15 protein-coding genes and 1 pseudogene are annotated in these 18,203 nt (G+C 59.5%); 7 read left to right on the top strand and 9 right to left on the bottom strand.

Annotated features, from left to right (window positions below; translation table 11 throughout):
• The 3 genes from AC07N8_RS21835 to AC07N8_RS21825 form a co-directional block, all read left to right on the top strand.
• A partial coding sequence (locus tag AC07N8_RS21835) for a transposase (protein WP_495065927.1) occupies positions 1-594 on the top strand: 594 nt, incomplete at its 5' end.
• Positions 595-817: 223 nt separating this feature from the next.
• On the top strand, positions 818-1,069 hold the full coding sequence (locus tag AC07N8_RS21830; RefSeq protein ID WP_483843181.1) for a helix-turn-helix transcriptional regulator: 252 nt from the start codon (positions 818-820) through the stop codon (positions 1,067-1,069).
• Positions 1,062-2,333, top strand: coding sequence for a type II toxin-antitoxin system HipA family toxin (locus tag AC07N8_RS21825; RefSeq protein ID WP_493145796.1), 1,272 nt, complete (start codon positions 1,062-1,064; stop codon positions 2,331-2,333). The genes AC07N8_RS21830 and AC07N8_RS21825 overlap by 8 nt, the downstream gene beginning before the upstream one ends.
• Positions 2,334-2,401: 68 nt before the next feature.
• Here the strand turns inward: AC07N8_RS21825 and AC07N8_RS21820 are convergent.
• Positions 2,402-2,542 (bottom strand): annotated as a pseudogene (locus AC07N8_RS21820) (fructose-bisphosphate aldolase); the annotation flags it as partial.
• Between the two features lie 326 nt (positions 2,543-2,868).
• Complete coding sequence (locus AC07N8_RS21815; protein ID WP_493145797.1) at positions 2,869-3,537, bottom strand: polysaccharide lyase family 7 protein; 669 nt, start codon at positions 3,535-3,537, stop codon at positions 2,869-2,871.
• 323 nt (positions 3,538-3,860) lie between these two features.
• Between AC07N8_RS21815 and AC07N8_RS21810 the strand changes: the two genes are divergently transcribed.
• From AC07N8_RS21810 to AC07N8_RS21800, 3 genes are read left to right on the top strand one after another with little or no spacing between them, the layout of a single operon-like run.
• Positions 3,861-5,984 (top strand): putative bifunctional diguanylate cyclase/phosphodiesterase, encoded by a 2,124-nt coding sequence (locus AC07N8_RS21810; RefSeq protein WP_493145798.1) that lies wholly within the window; start codon positions 3,861-3,863, stop codon positions 5,982-5,984.
• A gap of 45 nt (positions 5,985-6,029) precedes the next feature.
• Complete coding sequence (locus AC07N8_RS21805; RefSeq protein WP_493145838.1) at positions 6,030-6,521, top strand: M48 metallopeptidase family protein; 492 nt, start codon at positions 6,030-6,032, stop codon at positions 6,519-6,521.
• 25 nt (positions 6,522-6,546) lie between these two features.
• Positions 6,547-6,843, top strand: coding sequence for a winged helix-turn-helix domain-containing protein (locus tag AC07N8_RS21800; protein ID WP_027926625.1), 297 nt, complete (start codon positions 6,547-6,549; stop codon positions 6,841-6,843).
• Positions 6,844-6,940: 97 nt separating this feature from the next.
• Here the strand turns inward: AC07N8_RS21800 and AC07N8_RS21795 are convergent, their stop codons facing one another.
• Entirely contained in the window at positions 6,941-7,393 is a 453-nt protein-coding gene (locus AC07N8_RS21795; RefSeq protein ID WP_483843176.1) for a GNAT family N-acetyltransferase, read from the bottom strand.
• 256 nt (positions 7,394-7,649) lie between these two features.
• Here AC07N8_RS21795 and AC07N8_RS21790 point away from each other — a divergent pair, with 256 nt between their 5' ends.
• Positions 7,650-8,387, top strand: a complete 738-nt coding sequence (locus AC07N8_RS21790; RefSeq protein WP_483843175.1) for a substrate-binding periplasmic protein — start codon at positions 7,650-7,652, stop codon at positions 8,385-8,387.
• A 118-nt stretch (positions 8,388-8,505) separates the two neighbouring features.
• Here AC07N8_RS21790 and yccS read toward each other — a convergent pair whose 3' ends face one another.
• The 6 genes from yccS to AC07N8_RS21760 form a co-directional block, all read right to left on the bottom strand.
• Positions 8,506-10,689, bottom strand: coding sequence for a YccS family putative transporter (gene yccS, locus AC07N8_RS21785; protein WP_493145799.1), 2,184 nt, complete (start codon positions 10,687-10,689; stop codon positions 8,506-8,508).
• Positions 10,690-10,921: 232 nt separating this feature from the next.
• Complete coding sequence (locus AC07N8_RS21780; RefSeq protein ID WP_493145800.1) at positions 10,922-12,100, bottom strand: BaiN/RdsA family NAD(P)/FAD-dependent oxidoreductase; 1,179 nt, start codon at positions 12,098-12,100, stop codon at positions 10,922-10,924.
• Between the two features lie 143 nt (positions 12,101-12,243).
• Positions 12,244-13,629, bottom strand: a complete 1,386-nt coding sequence (gene dbpA / locus AC07N8_RS21775) for an ATP-dependent RNA helicase DbpA (protein ID WP_483843172.1) — start codon at positions 13,627-13,629, stop codon at positions 12,244-12,246.
• Positions 13,630-13,737: 108 nt separating this feature from the next.
• A complete protein-coding gene (gene mdtD / locus AC07N8_RS21770; RefSeq protein WP_493145801.1) occupies positions 13,738-15,165 on the bottom strand; it encodes a multidrug transporter subunit MdtD in 1,428 nt (475 codons plus the stop codon).
• 194 nt (positions 15,166-15,359) lie between these two features.
• Entirely contained in the window at positions 15,360-16,697 is a 1,338-nt protein-coding gene (locus AC07N8_RS21765; protein WP_493145802.1) for a TldD/PmbA family protein, read from the bottom strand.
• Positions 16,697-18,139: a TldD/PmbA family protein gene (locus AC07N8_RS21760; RefSeq protein ID WP_493145803.1), complete on the bottom strand. Its 1,443-nt coding sequence runs from the start codon at positions 18,137-18,139 to the stop codon at positions 16,697-16,699. The genes AC07N8_RS21765 and AC07N8_RS21760 overlap by 1 nt, the downstream gene beginning before the upstream one ends.
• Positions 18,140-18,203 lie beyond the last annotated feature (64 nt).

The raw sequence follows: 18,203 nt of genomic DNA, 5'->3' as shown, positions 1-18,203 counted from the left end.
CCAATGGCCAAGGCCGCCAAGGAACAACTTTCGCAAGATGAACTGACGGTCACCGCGGATGCGGGCTACTCCAATGGCAAGCAGTTCCAGGCCTGTGAGGATGAGAACATCACGGCTTATGTACCTGTGGCGCGATCAATCAACTCCAGCGGCAAGGAACAGGTGTTTTTCGACCGAACAGCATTTGCCTACGATGCGTCGCAAGATCGATATCAATGCCCAGCCGGAAAATGGCTGATCTTTAAACAGATCAGCAAGAAAGGCCGCATCTACCAGGCGGCAGTCAGCGACTGCGCAAGCTGCCCGTTAAAAGCGCAATGCACCGACGCCCAACGCCGATACATCTCACGCCACCTGCACGAAAAGGCATTCGAACGAATGGAACAGCGAATGCAGGCGCATCCCGAAATGATGGTCAGCCGAAGATCCATCGTCGAGCATCCCTTCGGCAACCTTAAACAGTGGTTATTTGGCAACGCTCGCTTCTTGCTGCGACAGCTCGAAGGGACGAGAGCCGAAATGGCTTTGGCGGTGAACGCCTATAACCTGAAAAGAGCGATTAACGTGCTGGGCGCACGTCAGTTGATGGGCTGAAAAGCCTTTTTTCGTCTGCTGTGAGCACAAAAGCAAACGCCCCGAACAAGTCGGGGCGTTTGCTGGAACCACCATCAGTGTGTTTTCACACAGCCTGGAAAGGCGGGTTTTTTATGACGGAAATTTTTGACCTGGATACCGTCTGGCGTAAGGCGCTTGAAATGTCACTTATAGTGGACATAATGAGAATATCCTCTAAAAAAGTCCTATATGGGTGACATTCATGCTCTTGCACAATCCCTCTGTGTTTGGTGAAAGAGTCCGCCAGTTGCGACGCGCCAAAGGCTATAGCCAGGCAATACTCGCGCACAGGGCACAATGCAGCCGTAAAACCATCATTGACCTTGAGGCCGGTGAAAATGTCGCGCTTTACACTGTGTTCAGGGTGCTATCAGCGCTGGGCATGGCGCTTGAAATTGTTGATAACAGAATTGACCTCAAATCCCTTGCTGATCTGGTAGAGCACGATGAGTAAGGTCAAGCTGCTCAACGTCATGACACCGCAGGGCTTTTCGGGCGAGCTGTCCAAGGGGTCACAGTTTTCGTTTGCCTACCAATCCGCCGATGCTCCCAGGGAAGTCTCACTGGTCATGCCCTATGACCCGACGCCTTCGGTCAGCAACGTACTACATCCAATATTCGATATGAACGTGCCAGAAGGGTTTCTGGCGGACCAGATCAAGCGCCGGATGGCCAAGCATATGCAAGTGGATGAAATGCGCCTGTTGTCGGTCATCGGGGGAAATCAGATCGGACGTCTCAGTTATCAAAATCCTGCTGACGCCCCCGTGTCCGTTCGTGCTCAGGTCGGGCTACAGGAAATTCTGTCGGCGGACGCCTCGCAAGGTGTTTTCGAGTTTCTCGTAGACACCTACTTCGAGTCGGGCATTTCGGGGGTGCAGCCTAAGGTATTAGTGCCCGATCTGGATAAGCTCACCGGCACTCGAAAAACCATGCTCAGCTCCGACCTGATTGTTAAGTCGGGAGCAGACGAGTATGCGCACCTCGCTCAAAACGAGTTTCTCTGCCTGGAAGCTGCTCGTCTTGCAGGGCTCGAAACGCCGCCATTCTGGCTTTCTGAAAACGGTGATCTATTTGTGATGGAGCGATTCGACCTGACCACTTCCGGTCGGCTCGGTTTTGAAGACATGGCCGTTCTTTTAGGGCTCCACAAGGATCCCCATGACAACTACAAGTACTCCCAAAGCTACGAAACCCTTACCGCCGTGATTGGCCAGCTCTGCCGACATGGCGATCCGATACGTGAACTGGAGCGTTTTTACTCTTCGGTTTGTCTGTCGGTCATGGTGCGCAACGGAGACGCACACTTGAAGAATTTCGGGGTGATTTACACTCATCCTGATGCGCCTGAAACGGTGCAATTGGCGCCGGTCTTCGATGTCACGACAACGACCGTCTATGAAAACTACAACCCCAAATCCGGTCGCTCATTGGTAGACCGTACCTTGGCCATCAAGATGAACAAAGTGAAAAGCTACCCGGATCGTCAGCAATTGATTGAGTTCGGTCGAAAACACTGCGCGGTGGATAGGCCGGCCTTGATCATTGAGCGAATTGCCGAGGCGATGACTCAAGCGTTGGCGGCTAATCGGAGTCGTGTTGATGGAGAGCTGTTTGCGGATATGCAGCGTGAATGGGATGCGGGGCGGGTGGCGGCGCGCAATGACACGGTTGCGTCGGGGCTGAGGCGTAAACCTGTTGGTAAGGGGAGCATTTGATTGTCGGTCGGGCGCGATCAAGCCGATCTCGCTGGAAGGCATGTATCAGCGTTACTTGATGGGTGAGTCTTAAGGACGGCGTTGAGGCGTTCGCTGACGCAGTTGTGGAGTTCGCGTAGCGGGGCGTCGCTGTCGATGAGAAGGACGGGATAGTCGGTGGCCAGTTGGGACATTGGAGTGAAGCGGCGTGGCGGTTTGTTCATTGTCATAAGTAAATCTTCCTTGAATCTTGAAGGAGAGTTACCCGTATCGAAGGGCTGCGAAACCCTGTCGCCAACAATGTCAGCGACAGGCCAACTTTAGGCAGCAATTTCGGCATTCACAACCGGGCTGTAGGACGTGTATGCGGTCATTGTGGCGAGGGAGCTTGCTCCCGTTCGGCGGCGCAGGCGCCGTAAATCGGGGTGTGGTGTGTCTGAGGGAATCTGGTGGCAGGATTTGGGGCTACTTCGTAGCCCACGGGAGCAAGCTCCCTCGCCACACTCGGAGGCGTCCTACGCGTTGCTCGACAGCTGCTACAGAGGCTGCGGTGTTTTTACTTGTCGTGATCGATATCCAGCTTGCTGAATGTCACTTTGCCGCCTTCGCTGGTGTACCCGGTGTGGTCTTGCACGTAAACCCCGGCCTTGAAATACAGCGGCTTGTCGCGCCACGTCGCACTGATGTTGGTGTCCCACTGGTAGCCGGCCGCGCTGATGCCCAACGCACCGCCGGGGCTCAGGTGGATGAGGTAGGAAAACTCCTGGTCCATCTTCACGCCGGTGGCAATGGTAATTACCCGACCTTCACCGTCATCCGGATGCATGCGTACTTTGGCAACGATGTTGCCGGTGGCGGTGCTGGTCTTGTACTGATACTCAAGTTTCACCAGCGGCTTCTGGCTTTCATAAGCATGGATCTGACCAATAACGATCTTTCCAGAACTCGGCACCTGGTTCACCGCGAGGGTCGCACGAAGTAAGTTGTCGGCGTCCGGGTAGAGCCAGTTTTTCAGGGTGCCATTGCTATAGGTTTCGCGAAGTTCAGTGCGGGGATATTTGGCATTGGCCGTTTTGGAACCGGTAACCGGGGCCCAGAAAAACAAGGTGCCGGTGTCGGAGTGGAAGTATTGGTCCTTGAAGCCGTTCACCAGTTTGGCGGTTTCAACGGTATACGGCGGATTGCCAACGGGAACACTGAGGTTCCAGGTTGCGAGATCGATCATAGACAAAGCTTCCACAAATTTTTACTGCACGCACGTGCCAGAAGCTCTAGCACGCGCATCGAGGGGCGGTCTTTATAAGCGTACGAGGCCACTTTGTTAATGCCCATCCGGCAGAGATTTGGCGTCAACGTCCTGTCGAAAGGCCATCTTTCCCGGTTTTCGGGGCTCTCAGGACCGACCGTTAGTCGGCAAATGAACGCGTTAGTTAAATGATGGCGCTCTGATGGCTTCTGCTTTTGTGGATCCAGGTCTAGAGTGTGGCGTTAGTATTTGTCCGGTTTTCACGAGAAGCCGGCCTGACGTCCCCGAACAAGAGAAGCAGCATGGAATGCGCGCAACCCACGCCAGCCGAAGGCAACTCGATCCTTTTAATCGTCGATGATTACCCTGAAAACCTGATCAGCATGCGCGCGTTGCTCCAGCGCCAGGACTGGCAGGTGATGACCGCTGCCTCCGGCTTTGAAGCGCTAAACCTTTTGCTCGAACACGATGTCGACCTGGTGTTGCTCGATGTGCAAATGCCGGGCATGGACGGTTTTGAAGTCGCGCGCCTGATGCGCGGCAGCCAGCGGACCCGCCTCACACCGATCATTTTCCTCACCGCTAACGAGCAATCCCCGGACGCTGTGATCAAGGGCTATGCCAGCGGCGCGGTGGATTACCTGTTCAAGCCGTTCGATCCGCAAATTCTCAAGCCCAAAGTCCAGGCCCTGCTGGAACACCAGCGCAATCGCCGTTCGTTGCAGCGCCTGAGCCACGACCTGGAAGTCGCGCGCGCGTTCAATGCTTCGGTGCTGGAGAACGCGGCCGAAGGCATTTTGGTGGTGAGTGAGGACGGGGTGATCCGTTTTGCCAACCCGGCGATGTCGCGGCTGCTGAATGCGACGGTGCAAGAGCTGCAAGGCAAGGATTTCCTGGATTTCCTGCAAAAACCACACATCCCGGTCTGGCTGGAATCCGAGATCTATACCGGCTACAAGCGCGGCGAAACCTTGCGCCTGCACGACGCGCTGTTGCGCACGGCGCCCGGTCAGCAGGTGCCGGTGGCGCTGTCATGTGCGCCATTGCCCGCGGAACAGCACGCGATGGTGGTGACGGTGCTGGACATGTCGGTGGTGCGCCACCTGCATCAGCAACTGGAATTCCAGGCTGTGACCGATCCATTGACCGGTTTGCTTAATCGTCGAGGCTTCTACCAGACCGTTGAAAACCTGTTGCTGCGCGGTGAACGCGCCGACAGTGTCTGGGTGCTGCTGTACCTCGACCTCGACGGCTTCAAGCGGGTGAATGATTCCCTCGGCCACGATGCCGGCGACCGCGTGCTGCGTTGGGTGTCCGAGCAGTTGAAGGCCTGCTTGCGGTCGTTCGACATTCTGGCGCGCATGGGCGGCGATGAATTTACGGCGCTGCTGGACCTGGAGTTTCCCGAGCAGGCGGCGAAGATTGCGGAAAAACTCATCGAGCGGGTATCGATCTGTCAGCAGATTGATGGCCTGGAAATCACCTTGGGCGCCAGCATCGGGATTGCGACGTTTCCGGATTGTGGGGCCAACCTCGACGGTTTGTTGCGCGCCTCGGACATTGCGATGTACGAAGCCAAGCGCGCGGGCCGTCAGCAGTATCGTTTCTACGATCACGAGATGAATGGCCGGGCGCGTTCGCGGCTGATGCTCGAAGAGAGTGTGCGCACGGCCATCGAAAACCGTGATTTCAATTTGGTCTACCAACCCCAAGTGTCCATCGCCAACGGGCAGATCCGTGGGTTCGAGGCGTTGTTGCGCTGGCAGCACCCGAGTGTCGGCGACGTCCCGCCGGGGCTGTTTTTGCCGTTGCTGGAAGAGGCGCGGCTGATCAGTCGGCTGGGCAGCTGGATTTACCAGCGTGGGGCCGGGCAGCGCAAGGCCTGGGAAACCCTGTTTGCCGAGGACCTGGTGCTCGGCATCAGTCTGAGTAGCACTCAATTCGGCATGCCCAATCTGGTCACCGAGTTGCGCCAGGTGCTGGAGCGCCATGGTCTGCAACCGCGGCATCTGGAAGTTGAGGTGACGGAAGAAGCGCTGATGCAAAACCCGGAAGAAACCCATAAGACCCTGCGTCTGTTGCGCAATCTTGGGGTGCGGGTGGCACTCGATGACTTTGGTTCCGGGCCCTGCTCGCTGGCGCATCTGCGGGACCTGGAGTTAGACACGCTCAAGCTTGACCGGCATGTGATCGCCCGGCTGCCCGAGTCCTCAAGGGATGCCGCGCTGGTGCGCACTGTGATCGACCTGTGCAAGCAATACGGAATGCTGGTGATCGCCGAAGGGGTGGAAACCGTTGCCCAGTACCAATGGCTGCAAGCGAATGGCTGTGAGTACGTGCAAGGTTTTCTGGTGGCGCGGCCGATGATGGCCGAGGACGTCGGCGACTTTGTGCGGCCGTTCGACTGGAGCGCACTGAACAGTTGAATTCGCTACACTGGCGACCTTTTCGTGATTCGTGTTGCCGCCCCAATGACCGCGTTGAAATACCTCCAGGCCTATCCTGCTGCATTGCAGGATCAAGTGCGCCAGTTGATCGCCGACGATCGGCTGGGCGAATACCTGACCAAGCGCTACCCGCAAAAGCACGGTGTTCAGAGCGACAAGGCGCTGTACACCTATGCGCTGGACCTCAAGCAGGAATACCTGCGCAATGCTCCGGCCATCGACAAAGTGCTGTTCGACAACCGTCTGGACCTCACGCATCGCGCCCTTGGCCTGCACACCACGATCTCGCGGGTGCAGGGCGGCAAGCTCAAGGCCAAGAAAGAAATTCGGGTGGCCTCGCTGTTCAAGGAAGCACCTTCCGAATTTCTGAAAATGATCGTGGTGCATGAACTGGCGCACTTTAAAGAGTCGGATCACAACAAGGCGTTCTACAAACTCTGCGAACACATGCTGCCGGGCTATCACCAGGTGGAGTTTGACCTGCGGGTGTACCTGACCTGGCGGGACATGCAATAACGGATCAACGGCCGGGAGTGTTTGAATGGAAGTCAGCAAGACCAAGAGCAGTTTCTATCGCCGGTTGTACGTGGCGTACTTGATCGACAGCGGGCTGGCGAGCAGCGTCCCGGCCTTGACCGAGGTGACCGGCATGCCCCGGCGCACGGCGCAGGACACGATTGCGGCGTTGGCGGACCTGGACATCATTTGCGAGTTCGAGCAGGAAGAGGGCGCGCGCAATCATGCAGGGCGTTACCGGATTCGTGAGTGGGGGGCGATTGATCGGGGGTGGATCGAGCGGAATTTGCGGCAGATCAAAGAGGTACTTGAGTACCCCTGAGTTGCTGTGGTGACAAGGCTCTCGCCTTCGCGAGCAGGCTCGCTCCCACAAGTACGGCGAAGTCCATGTGGGAGCGAGCCTGCTCGCGAAGAGGCCTTTAAGGGCGACGCATCCCGATGTGCGGAATGCCATCCTCGACATACTCCTCACCCGCCACCACAAACCCGTACTTCCCGTAATACCCCTGCAAATGCGCCTGCGCCGACAGGTAAACCGGCATATCCGGCCAATGCTTCTCAGCCTGCTTCAACGCCTGCGCCATCAGCTCATGCCCAATCCCGGCGCCGCGGGCTGCCGGGGCAACGATCACCCGGCCAATCACCACATCACCGCCCTGCAACTGCGGGTCGAGCAATCGCAAGTAACCCACCAGTCGGTTCTCGTCCCATGCCATCAAATGGCAGGTGTCACCTTCCAGGTCCTGGCCATCGATGTCTTGATAGACGCATTTCTGCTCGACGACGAACACCTCTGCGCGCAGTTGCAGAATGGCGTACAGCTGTTCCTTGCCCAAATCGCTGTGGTGTTTGCAGATCCAGTCAATTGTCATTTTCGCTTTCCTTGAACATCGTCGCTCCGATACTAAGCGTCCTGAGGATCATTGTCTTTATGGCGGGGAAATCTGTGACAAAGGCCAAAATGCCATCATTCATTTCGCGCGGTGCCGTCTTCTTTGTGTAATCTTCGATGACGCGCTGTGCAATGGCTTCAATGAGCTAATGTTGAGTACTGGCTGCCGGTACACGGGTCTTGGAGTTTGGGCTGAAAAACACGTCGGGCCACCCGCCCGCTAAGGATTTTCTAGCATGCCGCGATTGCATCGAGCTTGCGCTTTGATCGTGTTGCTGTTGCTGACACAAGGCGCGGCAGCGGAAAAGCTGCGTCTGGTTGCCGACGCCTGGCCGCCCTTTACCGACGCGACGCTGGTCAATGGCGGATTGGCGACGGACATCGTCACGACTGCGCTGGCACGCGCAGGCTATGCCAGTGATTTCGAGCAGGTGCCCTGGGCCCGAGCGTTGTTGGGCGTAGGCGAGGGGCGTTATGACGTGCTGGTCAACGCCTGGTACACCAACGATCGGACCAAGCTAGGCCAGTTTTCCGGCGAATACCTGCTGAATCGTGTGCGCTTTCTGAAGCGCAAAGATGCGCCGATCGAATACAGCAACTTGCAGCAATTGCACACCTATCCGATTGCGATCGTGCGCGGCTACGCCTATTCGCCGGAATTCGATGACGACGCGTCACTGCAGAAAGTCCCGGTGCATAACTTTTCGATGGCGGTGCGCATGGTGGCGGCGGATCGGGTCAAGTTGACCCTGGAAGATGAATACGTCGCCCGTTATTACCTGGCGCGTGAATCCTCCAAAGTGCGCAATGCGGTGGAGTTTCTGCCCAAACCGTTGAGCGAGAACAGCCTGCATATATTGGTCAGTTTGAAGAATCCGCAACATGAGCAGATCGTCGCCGGGTTTGACCGTGAGATTGCCGAGATGAAGGCGGATGGGAGTTATGAGCGTTTGATGAAGCAGCATGGGATGTGAGGTGTGGCTGATGGCCCCTTCGCGAGCAGGCTCGCTCCCACATTGATCTATGGCGTGACACAAATCCCCTGTGGGAGCGAGCCTGCTCGCGAAGTGGCCTGCCCAGCCCCCGCAAATCTCAAGTCTCGCTGGTGTCTTTGATCAAATGCGCCGCCAAGGTCCGCAGCGGCCCTAGTTGCCGACAAATCAACGCCAACTGCGTCTGCACCAGCCGCTGCCCTTCATCGATCTCGTCGGGCATCTGTTCAAGAGAATTCGCCAGGGCTTCTTCCTCATCACTCTGAATCGCCACCGGCGTTTTGCTCGCCAGGCCTTGGGCGATCTCATCGATGCTCGCCGCCAGGCTCACGCCGGCACCCTCGATCAATTGCTCGCGTACATCCGCCGGTAGCGCCGTTTCACGGTGCGCCCCCAGCCCGGACAAATAGCTGAGCAAGGTGTGCGACAGCACCAGAAAACGAAACCCGACATCCGCTTCTTTCCGGAAGTGCCCAGGCTCCATGAGCATGTTGGCCAGCGTCGTCGACAGCGCCGCGTCGGCGTTGTGCGCGTTGCGTCGAGCCAGGCGATACGCCAGGTCGTCGCTTTTGCCGGCGGCGTATTGCTGCATGATCTGACGCAGGTAAATGCTGTTGCAGGTCAGGGTGTTGGCCAGCACTTTGTTCAGGCGTCGGCCCTGCCAGTCCGGCAGGAACAGGAACACCGCCAGCCCGGCGATAAGGCTGCCGAGCAAGGTATCGAGCAGTCGCGGCAGGAACAGCCCGTAGCCGTCGCCGACCTGGTTGAAACAGAACAGCACCATCAAGGTGATCGCGGCCGTGGCCAAGGTGTAGCGGGTGGTGCGGTTGATAAAGAACACCACGCCGGCGGCGATGGCGAAGCACGACTGGATCAACGGATTCGGGAACAGATCGAACAGCGCCCACGCCAGGGTCAGGCCTATCGCCGTGCCGATGATCCGCTGGCCGAGTTTGCGTCGGGTCGCGCCGTAATTTGGCTGGCACACGAACAGCGTGGTCAGGATGATCCAGTAGCCTTGGGACGGGTGAATCAAATGCACCATGCCGTAGCCGATGCTCAGCGCCAGGGGCAAACGCAGTGCATGGCGGAACAGCAGCGATGTCGGCGTCAGTTGCGTGCGCAAGCGCATCCACACATCTTTAAGGCTGCGCGGCGAACGGTCGAGCAGGCTGCTGTCGGTGGCATCGGCCAGGGCGTCCGGGTTGCTGGCATCGCTGAGCAAACGGTCGAGTGTCGAGAGGTTGGCCGTGAGTGCTCGCAGCGAGCGCAACAGGCCGCGCCAGGCCGGATTGCTCTGGATGCGCAGGTGTTCGATGGAGGCATTCAGGTCGCCCAACGCTTCGGCGAAGCTTGCGTCGTAGATGAACGGCTGACGCATCTGGATCGACTCGGCCAAGGCGCGACACGCCTTGCCTTGCTGACGCAGCAGGCGCTGACAGCGGAACAGCACGTCGCTGTGGAAAAACGCCTCGGCGAGTGCGTTGTAGGGGTAATGCGACGAACTGGCGCGCTCGTGGATGTCCTGGGCGAGGAAGTACAGCTTCAGGTAGCGGCTGACTTTCGAGCCTGGCCGCCCGTTGCCGACCCGGTGCAAGATGATTTCCTTGGCCGCGTTCAACGCCGCCACCACACGGCCGTTCTGTTGGGCCAGTTCCAGGCGCCGCGCTTCCACGTCCATCTGCCGGATCGGCTCGAACAGCGACGATTTCAGCTTCAGGTAGAAACCCAACTCGCGAAACAATCGCGCCAGGCTCTGCTGCACCGGCTGGTTGGAAAACATCGCTTGCCACAGTACCGACAGCAAACCGTACCAGGCCGCACCGGCCACCAGCAGCACCGGTTCGTGCCAGAAATCGGTGACGGCGCCGCCGCGCTGGTCCACGCCGATCATGGTGTAGACCGACAGAATCAGCGTCGCCGAGGCAATCGCGCCATAGCGTTCGCCAAGGGCGCCGAGCATGGTCAGGCCAAAGCTGGCGAGGGCCAGGGCGACGATGAAGATGTAAGGGTAGGGGAACAGCAGTTCGACGGAGAACGCGGCGACGCTGAAACACACCAGTGTCACGGCAAGCGCATTGAGGCGGCCCTGCCAACTGTCGTCGGTTTCGGCCAGGGCGCTGGCGATGATCCCTAGGAACAACGGGATCAGCAGGCCCATTTCATCCTGATACCAACAGACCGCCATGCTGCCGGTCAGGGCAATGAACACCCGCACGCTGTAGCTGAATTTATCCAGCGCCCAGAGGCGACGCAGAGACTGACTGAGAGGAGTCGATGACATGAAGTGCGAAGGCCTTCCGAGGCAATGACGCTAAATTGAGCCAGTAATGACGCCGATGCAATGGCGTCGATCACATCTGACAGCAAAATCTGTTCCCTTGAGCTTTGCGCGGTTACAAATGTGGGAGCGAGCCTGCTCGCGAATGCGGTCTTTCAGCCGCCATTCATATCGACTGAACTATCGCTTTCGCGAGCAGGCTCGCTCCCACATTTTATTTGTGTACACCCATTGATCAGACGTACTGCGCGGCGGCGTAGCCGGAGGCCCAGGCCCACTGGAAGTTGAAGCCACCCAGATGCCCGGTCACGTCGAGCACTTCGCCGATGAAGTACAGGCCAGGGCTTTTCAGCGATTCCATGGTCTTGGACGATACTTCGTGGGTGTCGACTCCGCCCAGGGTCACTTCCGCCGTGCGATAGCCTTCAGTGCCGGCCGGCACTACTTTCCAGCTCGCCAGTTTTTCAGCGATGTCGGCAATTTCCGCGTGGGTGTACTGCTTCATCGGTTTGGACACGAACCAGTTGTCCGCCAGCAGGTTGGCCATCTTCTTGGTGAAGATTTCCCCCAGCAGGGTTTTAAGTTCGCTGTTCGGGCGTTCGGCCTGCTGCTCTTGCAGCCACTCATGCGCGTTGTGATCCGGCATCAGGTTGATCTCGACCGTGTCGCCGGATTCCCAGAACGAAGAAATCTGCAAAATCGCCGGGCCGCTGAGGCCGCGGTGAGTGAACAGAATGTTCTCGCGGAAACTCTGCTCGTTGCAGCTCACCAGACAGTCCACCGACGTACCGGACAGTTCGGTGCAAAGCTCTTTCAACTGATCGGTGATGGTGAACGGCACGAGGCCGGCGCGGGTTGGCAGCAGTTCATGACCGAATTGCCTGGCAACCTGATAACCGAAACCGGTCGCGCCCAGTGTCGGAATCGACAGTCCGCCCGTGGCGATCACCAAAGACTCACAGGTGATCTGGCCCATCGTGGTGTCCAGCAGATAACCGCTTGAGAGTTTTTCGATGGTCTGGATCGAGGTGTCCAGGTGCAGGCTCACGCCGACCTGATCGCACTCGTTGAGCAGCATCTCGAGGATGTCGCTGGATTTGTTATCGCAGAACAATTGCCCGAGCTTCTTCTCGTGATACGGCACGCCGTGCTTGGCGACCATCCCGATGAAATCCCACTGGGTGTAGCGTGCCAGTGCGGATTTGCAGAAATGTTCATTCTGCGAGAGGAAATTGCCAGGTTCGGTGTACATGTTGGTGAAATTGCAGCGGCCACCGCCCGACATCAGGATTTTCTTGCCGGCCTTGTTCGCATGGTCGAGCAACATCACCTTGCGCCCACGCCCGGCGGCGGTCAGCGCACACATCAACCCTGCGGCGCCAGCGCCAATGATCACGACTTCGGTAGAGCGCAAAACGGTGTCCTCTTGGTGTGTCACCACAAAACTAACTGTGGGAGCGAGCCTGCTCGCGAAAGCGGTGTGTCAGTCAGCCTATAAGCCAACTGACAGATTGCATTCGCGAGCAGGCTCGCTCCCACAGGGGAAATGCGTTGTTCTTACAGGATACGAACGCGCAGCGAACGGCCTTTGATCTTGCCGTCGTTCAGGCGCTGCAAGGCTTGCTTGGCGATCCCGCGTTCCACGGCCACATACGCCTGGAAATCGAAAATCGCGATCTTGCCGACCTGGGCGCCCGGAATACCGGCATCGCCGGTCAGTGCGCCGAGGATATCGCCCGGACGAACCTTGTCTTTACGGCCAGCGCCGATGCACAACGTGCTCATGACCGGCAGCAGCGGGCCACCGCCCTGGGACGTCAGGTTGTCTACCAGATCCCAAGTCAACGGCGTCTGCTGGAGGTGTTCGATGGCTTGGGCGCGCTGCGCTTCGGGCGGTGCAACAAGGCTGATCGCAATGCCTTTCTCGCCAGCGCGGCCGGTACGGCCGACACGGTGGATGTGAATTTCCGAATCACGGGCCAGTTCGACGTTGATCACCATGTCCAGCGAGTCGATGTCCAGACCGCGAGCGGCGACATCGGTGGCCACCAGGACCGAAGTGCTGCGGTTGGCGAACATCGCCAGCACCTGGTCACGGTCACGCTGTTCCAGATCGCCATGCAGGCCGACGGCGGAGATGCCTTTGGCGGTCAGGTGATCGACGGTTTCCTGAACCTGTTGCTTGGTGTAGCAGAAGGCAACGCAGGACGCCGGGCGGAAGTGGCCCAGGACCTTGGTCACGACGCTCATGCGCTCTTCTGGGGAGATTTCGTAGAAGCGCTGCTCAATCTGAGTGTCGTCGTGGAACGCCTCGGCCTTCACGATCTGAGGGTTGCGCATGAACTTCGCGGCGAGTTGCTTGATGCCCGACGGGTACGTGGCCGAGAACAACAGGGTCTGGCGACGCTCCGGGGTCTGGGCAATGATTTCTTCGATGGAGTCGTAGAAACCCATGTCGAGCATGCGGTCGGCTTCGTCGAGGATCAGCGTGTTCAGGCCATGGAGGATCAGCGAACCCTTGCGCAGGTGCTGCTGAATGCGGCCCGGGGTGCCGACGATGATGTGCGCGCCGTGTTCCAGCGAGCCGATCTGCGGGCCGAAGGACACGCCACCGCACAAGGTCAGGATCTTGATGTTGTCTTCGGCACGGGCCAGACGACGGAGTTCCTTGGCAACCTGGTCCGCGAGCTCGCGAGTGGGGCAGATGACCAGTGCCTGGCAACCGAAGAAGCGCGGATTGATCGGGTTCAGCAGGCCGATCCCGAAGGCGGCGGTCTTGCCGCTGCCGGTCTTGGCCTGGGCGATCAGGTCCATCCCCTTGAGGATCACCGGCAAGCTTTGCGCCTGGATCGGCGTCATCTGGGCATAACCGAGGGAGTCGAGGTTAGCCAGCATGGCGGCGGACAGCGGCAAAGTATTAAAAGCGGTGGCGATGGTGGTCACGGGACTGGCCTGCAAAACAAAATGTCGCGCAGTGTATCAGTCCCGGGGCCATTCGCCCGGAGTTTCCAGACGAGAAGTCGCCGAGCGCAGGCAGTTATCGTCTGGAAACTAAGGCTCGATGTGTTCTTCCGGGCTCCTGACGCGCCGTCCGTCTTCCTTCGAGAGCTGCGAAAAGATCGTGGCGGCCAGCATGGCCATGATTCCGACGGTGACAAACGTCAGCTGGAACGCGCCCAACACGGTTTCCACGCCATCGTTGCCGATCTCGGCGGTAAAGCCTCCGAGCAATGCACCGGCGCAGGCAACGCCCAGGCTCAGGGACAATTGCGCGACCACCGACAGCAGACTGTTGCCGCTGCTGGCGCTGGCGTCGTCGAGGTCGATCAGGGTGACGGTGTTCATCGCGGTAAATTGCAGCGAGTTGATCGCCCCGAGAATCGCCAGCAGGCACAACAGCAGCCAGTACGGCGTCTGCTCGCTGACCAGGCCCATGCTCGCGAGCATGATGCCCAGGGCGAGGGTGTTGCCGGTCAGTACGATGCGATAGCCCAGGCGCTCGATCAGGGGGCGCGCCACCCACTTGGCAATCATCGCCGCCGCGGCGAGCGGCAGCATGCTCATCCCCGCCTGTGACGGCGAATAACCCAGCGCCACTTGCAGCAGCAACGGCACGAGGAAGGGCAGGGCGCCGCTGCCGAGGCGGGCGAACAGGTTGCCGAGGATGCCCACGGCGAAAGTCCGGGTCTTGAACAGCGACGGCGCGAACAGCGGGTTTTCAGTATGCCCGGCGCGCAACCAGTACGCCGCGAGGCAGGCCAAGCCGGCGAACAGCAGCAGCATCACGCGCAGGTGGGGCAGGTGCAGCTCGCCCAGGCCTTCCATGGCGACGGTGATCAGAATCATCGCCGCGCCGAACAGCACAAACCCCAGGCTATCGAAACGGGTGCGCTCGGTGCCGCGCAGGTCGGGGATGAATTTCCACACGGCGTAGCAGCCGACGAGCCCGACGGGCAGGTTGATCAGGAAGATCCAGTGCCAGGTCAGGTACTCGACCATCCAGCCGCCCATGGTCGGGCCGATCAAGGGGCCGAGCAGGCCGGGGATGGTGATGAAGCCCATGATCCGCACCAGTTCCGAACGCGGGTAGGCGCGCAGCACCACGAGACGCCCGACCGGCAACATCAACGCGCCGCCCAGGCCCTGAATGATCCGGGCGCCGATCAGCAGGCTCAGGCTGGTCGACAAGGCACAGAGCAACGAGCCGAGGCTGAACAGAAGAATCGCGCCGAAGAAGATTTTCTTGGTGCCGAAACGGTCGGCGATCCAGCCCGAGGCGGGGATCAGCAAGGCGACGGTGAGCATGTAGGCGATGATCACGCCCTGCATGCGCAACGGATCTTCCGCCAGGTCCCGGGCCATGGCCGGCAGGGCGGTATTGAGGATGGTGCCGTCGAGGGACTGCATGAAAAACGCGATGGCGACGACCCACGGCACCCAGCGGGCGGTGACAGCGTCGAGAGGCAGGCGGTTGGGCATGGGACCTCTTGTGGGTTGGAGTTAATACAAGGTCATGGCTGGCACTGACTCTGTGGCGAGGGAGCTCGCTCCCGCTCGGCTGCGAAGCAGTCGTAAATCCTGAGAATGCGGTTTAACTGGTAAACCGCATGTACCGGTTTGGGGCCGCTTCGCGACCCAGCGGGAGCAAGCTCCCTCGCCACAGGGTTTTGTGTTTACAACGTAAGGGTTAGTCGGTTGATTAATGCCCCAGGCAACAACGCCGAAGCCGTCGCCCGTTGACTGTAGGTGCTCGCCGACAGCAACAACTCGCGCTCCTCGGTCAACGCCTCCAACTGCGAACCCAACAAGCTGTAGGCGCTGTCATCAAAGCGCATGGTGCTCACCGGTGCCTGAATCTCGCCGTTCTCGACCCAGAACGTCGCAAACCGCGTCATGCCGGTCATGCGTGCCCCCGGTTGGTCGGAGTAATTCAAGTACCAGAGGTTACTGATGTACAACCCCGTGCCCAATTGCTTGAGGATTTCGGCTTCAGGCAACCTCCCGGCCGCCATGTTCAATGCACTCGGCATTTCACCACCGCCCGCTCCATTGGCGGTCAAGCCGTACTCGGCCGCGCTGCGGGAACTGACCATTTGCGCGCCGGCCTTGCCTTCGACGATCAGCCCCAGGTCACTGCGGGGATAACCTTCGCCGGAGAATGCCGGGCTCAACGAGCCACTGACTTTTTCATCAATGGACACCAGCGGGCTGAACGCACTGTCCCCCGCATACAGCTTTTGCAGCGGGCTGGTCTTGCTGGCAATCGACTGTGCTGAAAATCCACCCCAGCCGAGCATTCCCATGATTTCTTCAAGGGCTGCGGGTGCAAGGTAGGCGCGGTACTGACCCGGTGCCAGCGTGCGCAATGGCCGACCGAGATACGCCAATTGCTCGCGCGCCAGGGCGAAGCGTTTGGCAAATCCTTCGCTGCTCCAGTCATGCCCGGCGTAGCTGGCTTTCACCGCTTGGCCATTTTCATGAAACAGGCTGAAGTCGAAGTTGAAACTGTTGGCCTGATGCCAGCCGAACGCGCCCGAGGAGCTGGCGAAACCGCGACTGATCGGGCCCGCCGCGTAGAAACCCACCAGGTCCAGCCCTTCGGCGGCCTGAGTGATTTCGGCGACCACTTGCTCGGTGTCCGGCAGCGGATGATCCTGCACGTTCTTGCTCTGCCAGCCGTTGTGGTTGAGCAGCAGGTACGGGTCCGGCGGCAGCAACGGCAGGGTGTCGCGCAACTGTTGCAGACCTTCGGCCAGACGTTGCACGTCCACTTCCGGGTCGCCGGCCAGCGTGATGTCGAGGTCGGCATGCCGGCCATCGTTGATCAGCTTGAGGCCGATGCTCGCTTGCTGCACCTGACCGGCCTGGCGCACCTTGGCGTGATTGAAACGCACGAAGGCCGACGACTCGGCGGCGTAGCTGAGGGTGAATTGTTCCGGCTCGCGAATGGCGTCGCGCAGCCAATTAACCAAGGCCTTGAACCCATCGGCCTGATTTTTTGAAGTACTCATCAGGCGTCTCCCCCAAACACATCCACATTGCTGAACACGCAGGCTGGCGACGCATGGCCGACGCGAATCACCTGGTTCGGCTCACCCTTGCCGCAGTTCGGCGTACCCAGCACCTTGACGGTGTTGGCGTCGCCGACGGCGCTGAGGCTTTTCCAGAACTGTGCGGAAATCGCCCGGTAGTTCGGGTTTTTGACCACGCCCTTGAGTTCGCCGTTTTCGATCAACTGCGCCCATTCGCAACCGAACTGGAACTTGTTGCGTGCATCGTCGATGGACCACGAGCGGTTGGTCGACATCATGATGCCGTGCTCGATGTTGCCGATCAGTTGCGCCAGCGGTTGATCGCCGGGCTCGATGTTGAGGTTGGCCATGCGGTCGATCGGCGGGCGGTTCCAACCACAGGCGCGGCTGTTGGCGACGCCATTCATGCCGGCGCGAAATTGCGACAGCGCGCCGCCCAACGGGCGCAGCAACACACCTTCCTTGATCAGGAATTGCTTGCTCGCGGCGGTGCCGTCGTCGTCATGGCCGTAGCTGGCGAGCTGCTCGGGGATGTCCGGGTCGAACGTCACGTTAAGCAGTTTCGAGCCGTATTGCAGGTGGCCGAAGTCTTCTGCCTTGACGAAACTGGTGCCGGCGTAATTGCGTTCATCGCCGAGGATGCGGTCCAGTTCCAGCGGGTGACCGATGGATTCGTGGATCTGCAGCATCATCTGGTCGGGCATGAGCAGCAGCTCGCGCGGGCCTTGCGGGGTGTTCGGCGCCAGCAGCAATTGCAGCGCCTGGTCGGCGACTTGCGGGCCGGCACCGATCAGGCCACAGCGGCTGATCACATCTGCGCCGCCCTGCTGGCCGAAGTTCTCGCGGCCGAGGCTGCGGGTCTGGCTGTCGCTGCCGTCATAGGCCGTGACGTCGAGGCTCGGGTAGACGAAACGCTGGGCCTGGCGCAGTTCGGCACCGGCGCTGTTGAGGTAGATCTGCTCGACGTTGGTGATGCCGATGCTCACTTGCCAGTTCACCAGCCGCTCGTCCTTGGGCACGGACGCGGATTCGGCACCGAGCAATTGGTAGCAATCGCTCAGGGACGGGAAGGGCTGGTCGAGGTTGGGCGAAAAATAGTCGGCGCGGTCGTTGGAGACGGCTTGGTCGCGCAGGTCGAGCAGCGCGTGGGGCTTGAGTCGGCGGGCTTGCTGTTCGGCGCGGTCCAGCGCTGATTGCAGGCCTTGTTGTGACAGGTCGTTGGTCGCGGCGTAGGCTTCGACGCCGTTGACGCGCACGGTCAGCATCGCACCTTCATCACGGCTCAGGCTTGGAGGTTCGGCGACATTCTTGCGCACCGACAGGTATTGGCCGGACTCGCGTACATAACGCAGCGAAAAGAATTCAGCGCCCGTGCGCAAGGCAGCGAAGCGCTGCTTGAGCTGGGGGTGGAAATCGAACATTCGGGAACCTCCTTGGAATGGAGTGGCGGTGTAGCGGTGTTGCGAAGGGGGAGGTGAAACGTTT

It is taken from the genome of Pseudomonas sp. GW821-FHT10C09 (assembly GCF_059415465.1).
This window is presented reverse-complemented; position numbering and strand designations above follow the sequence as displayed.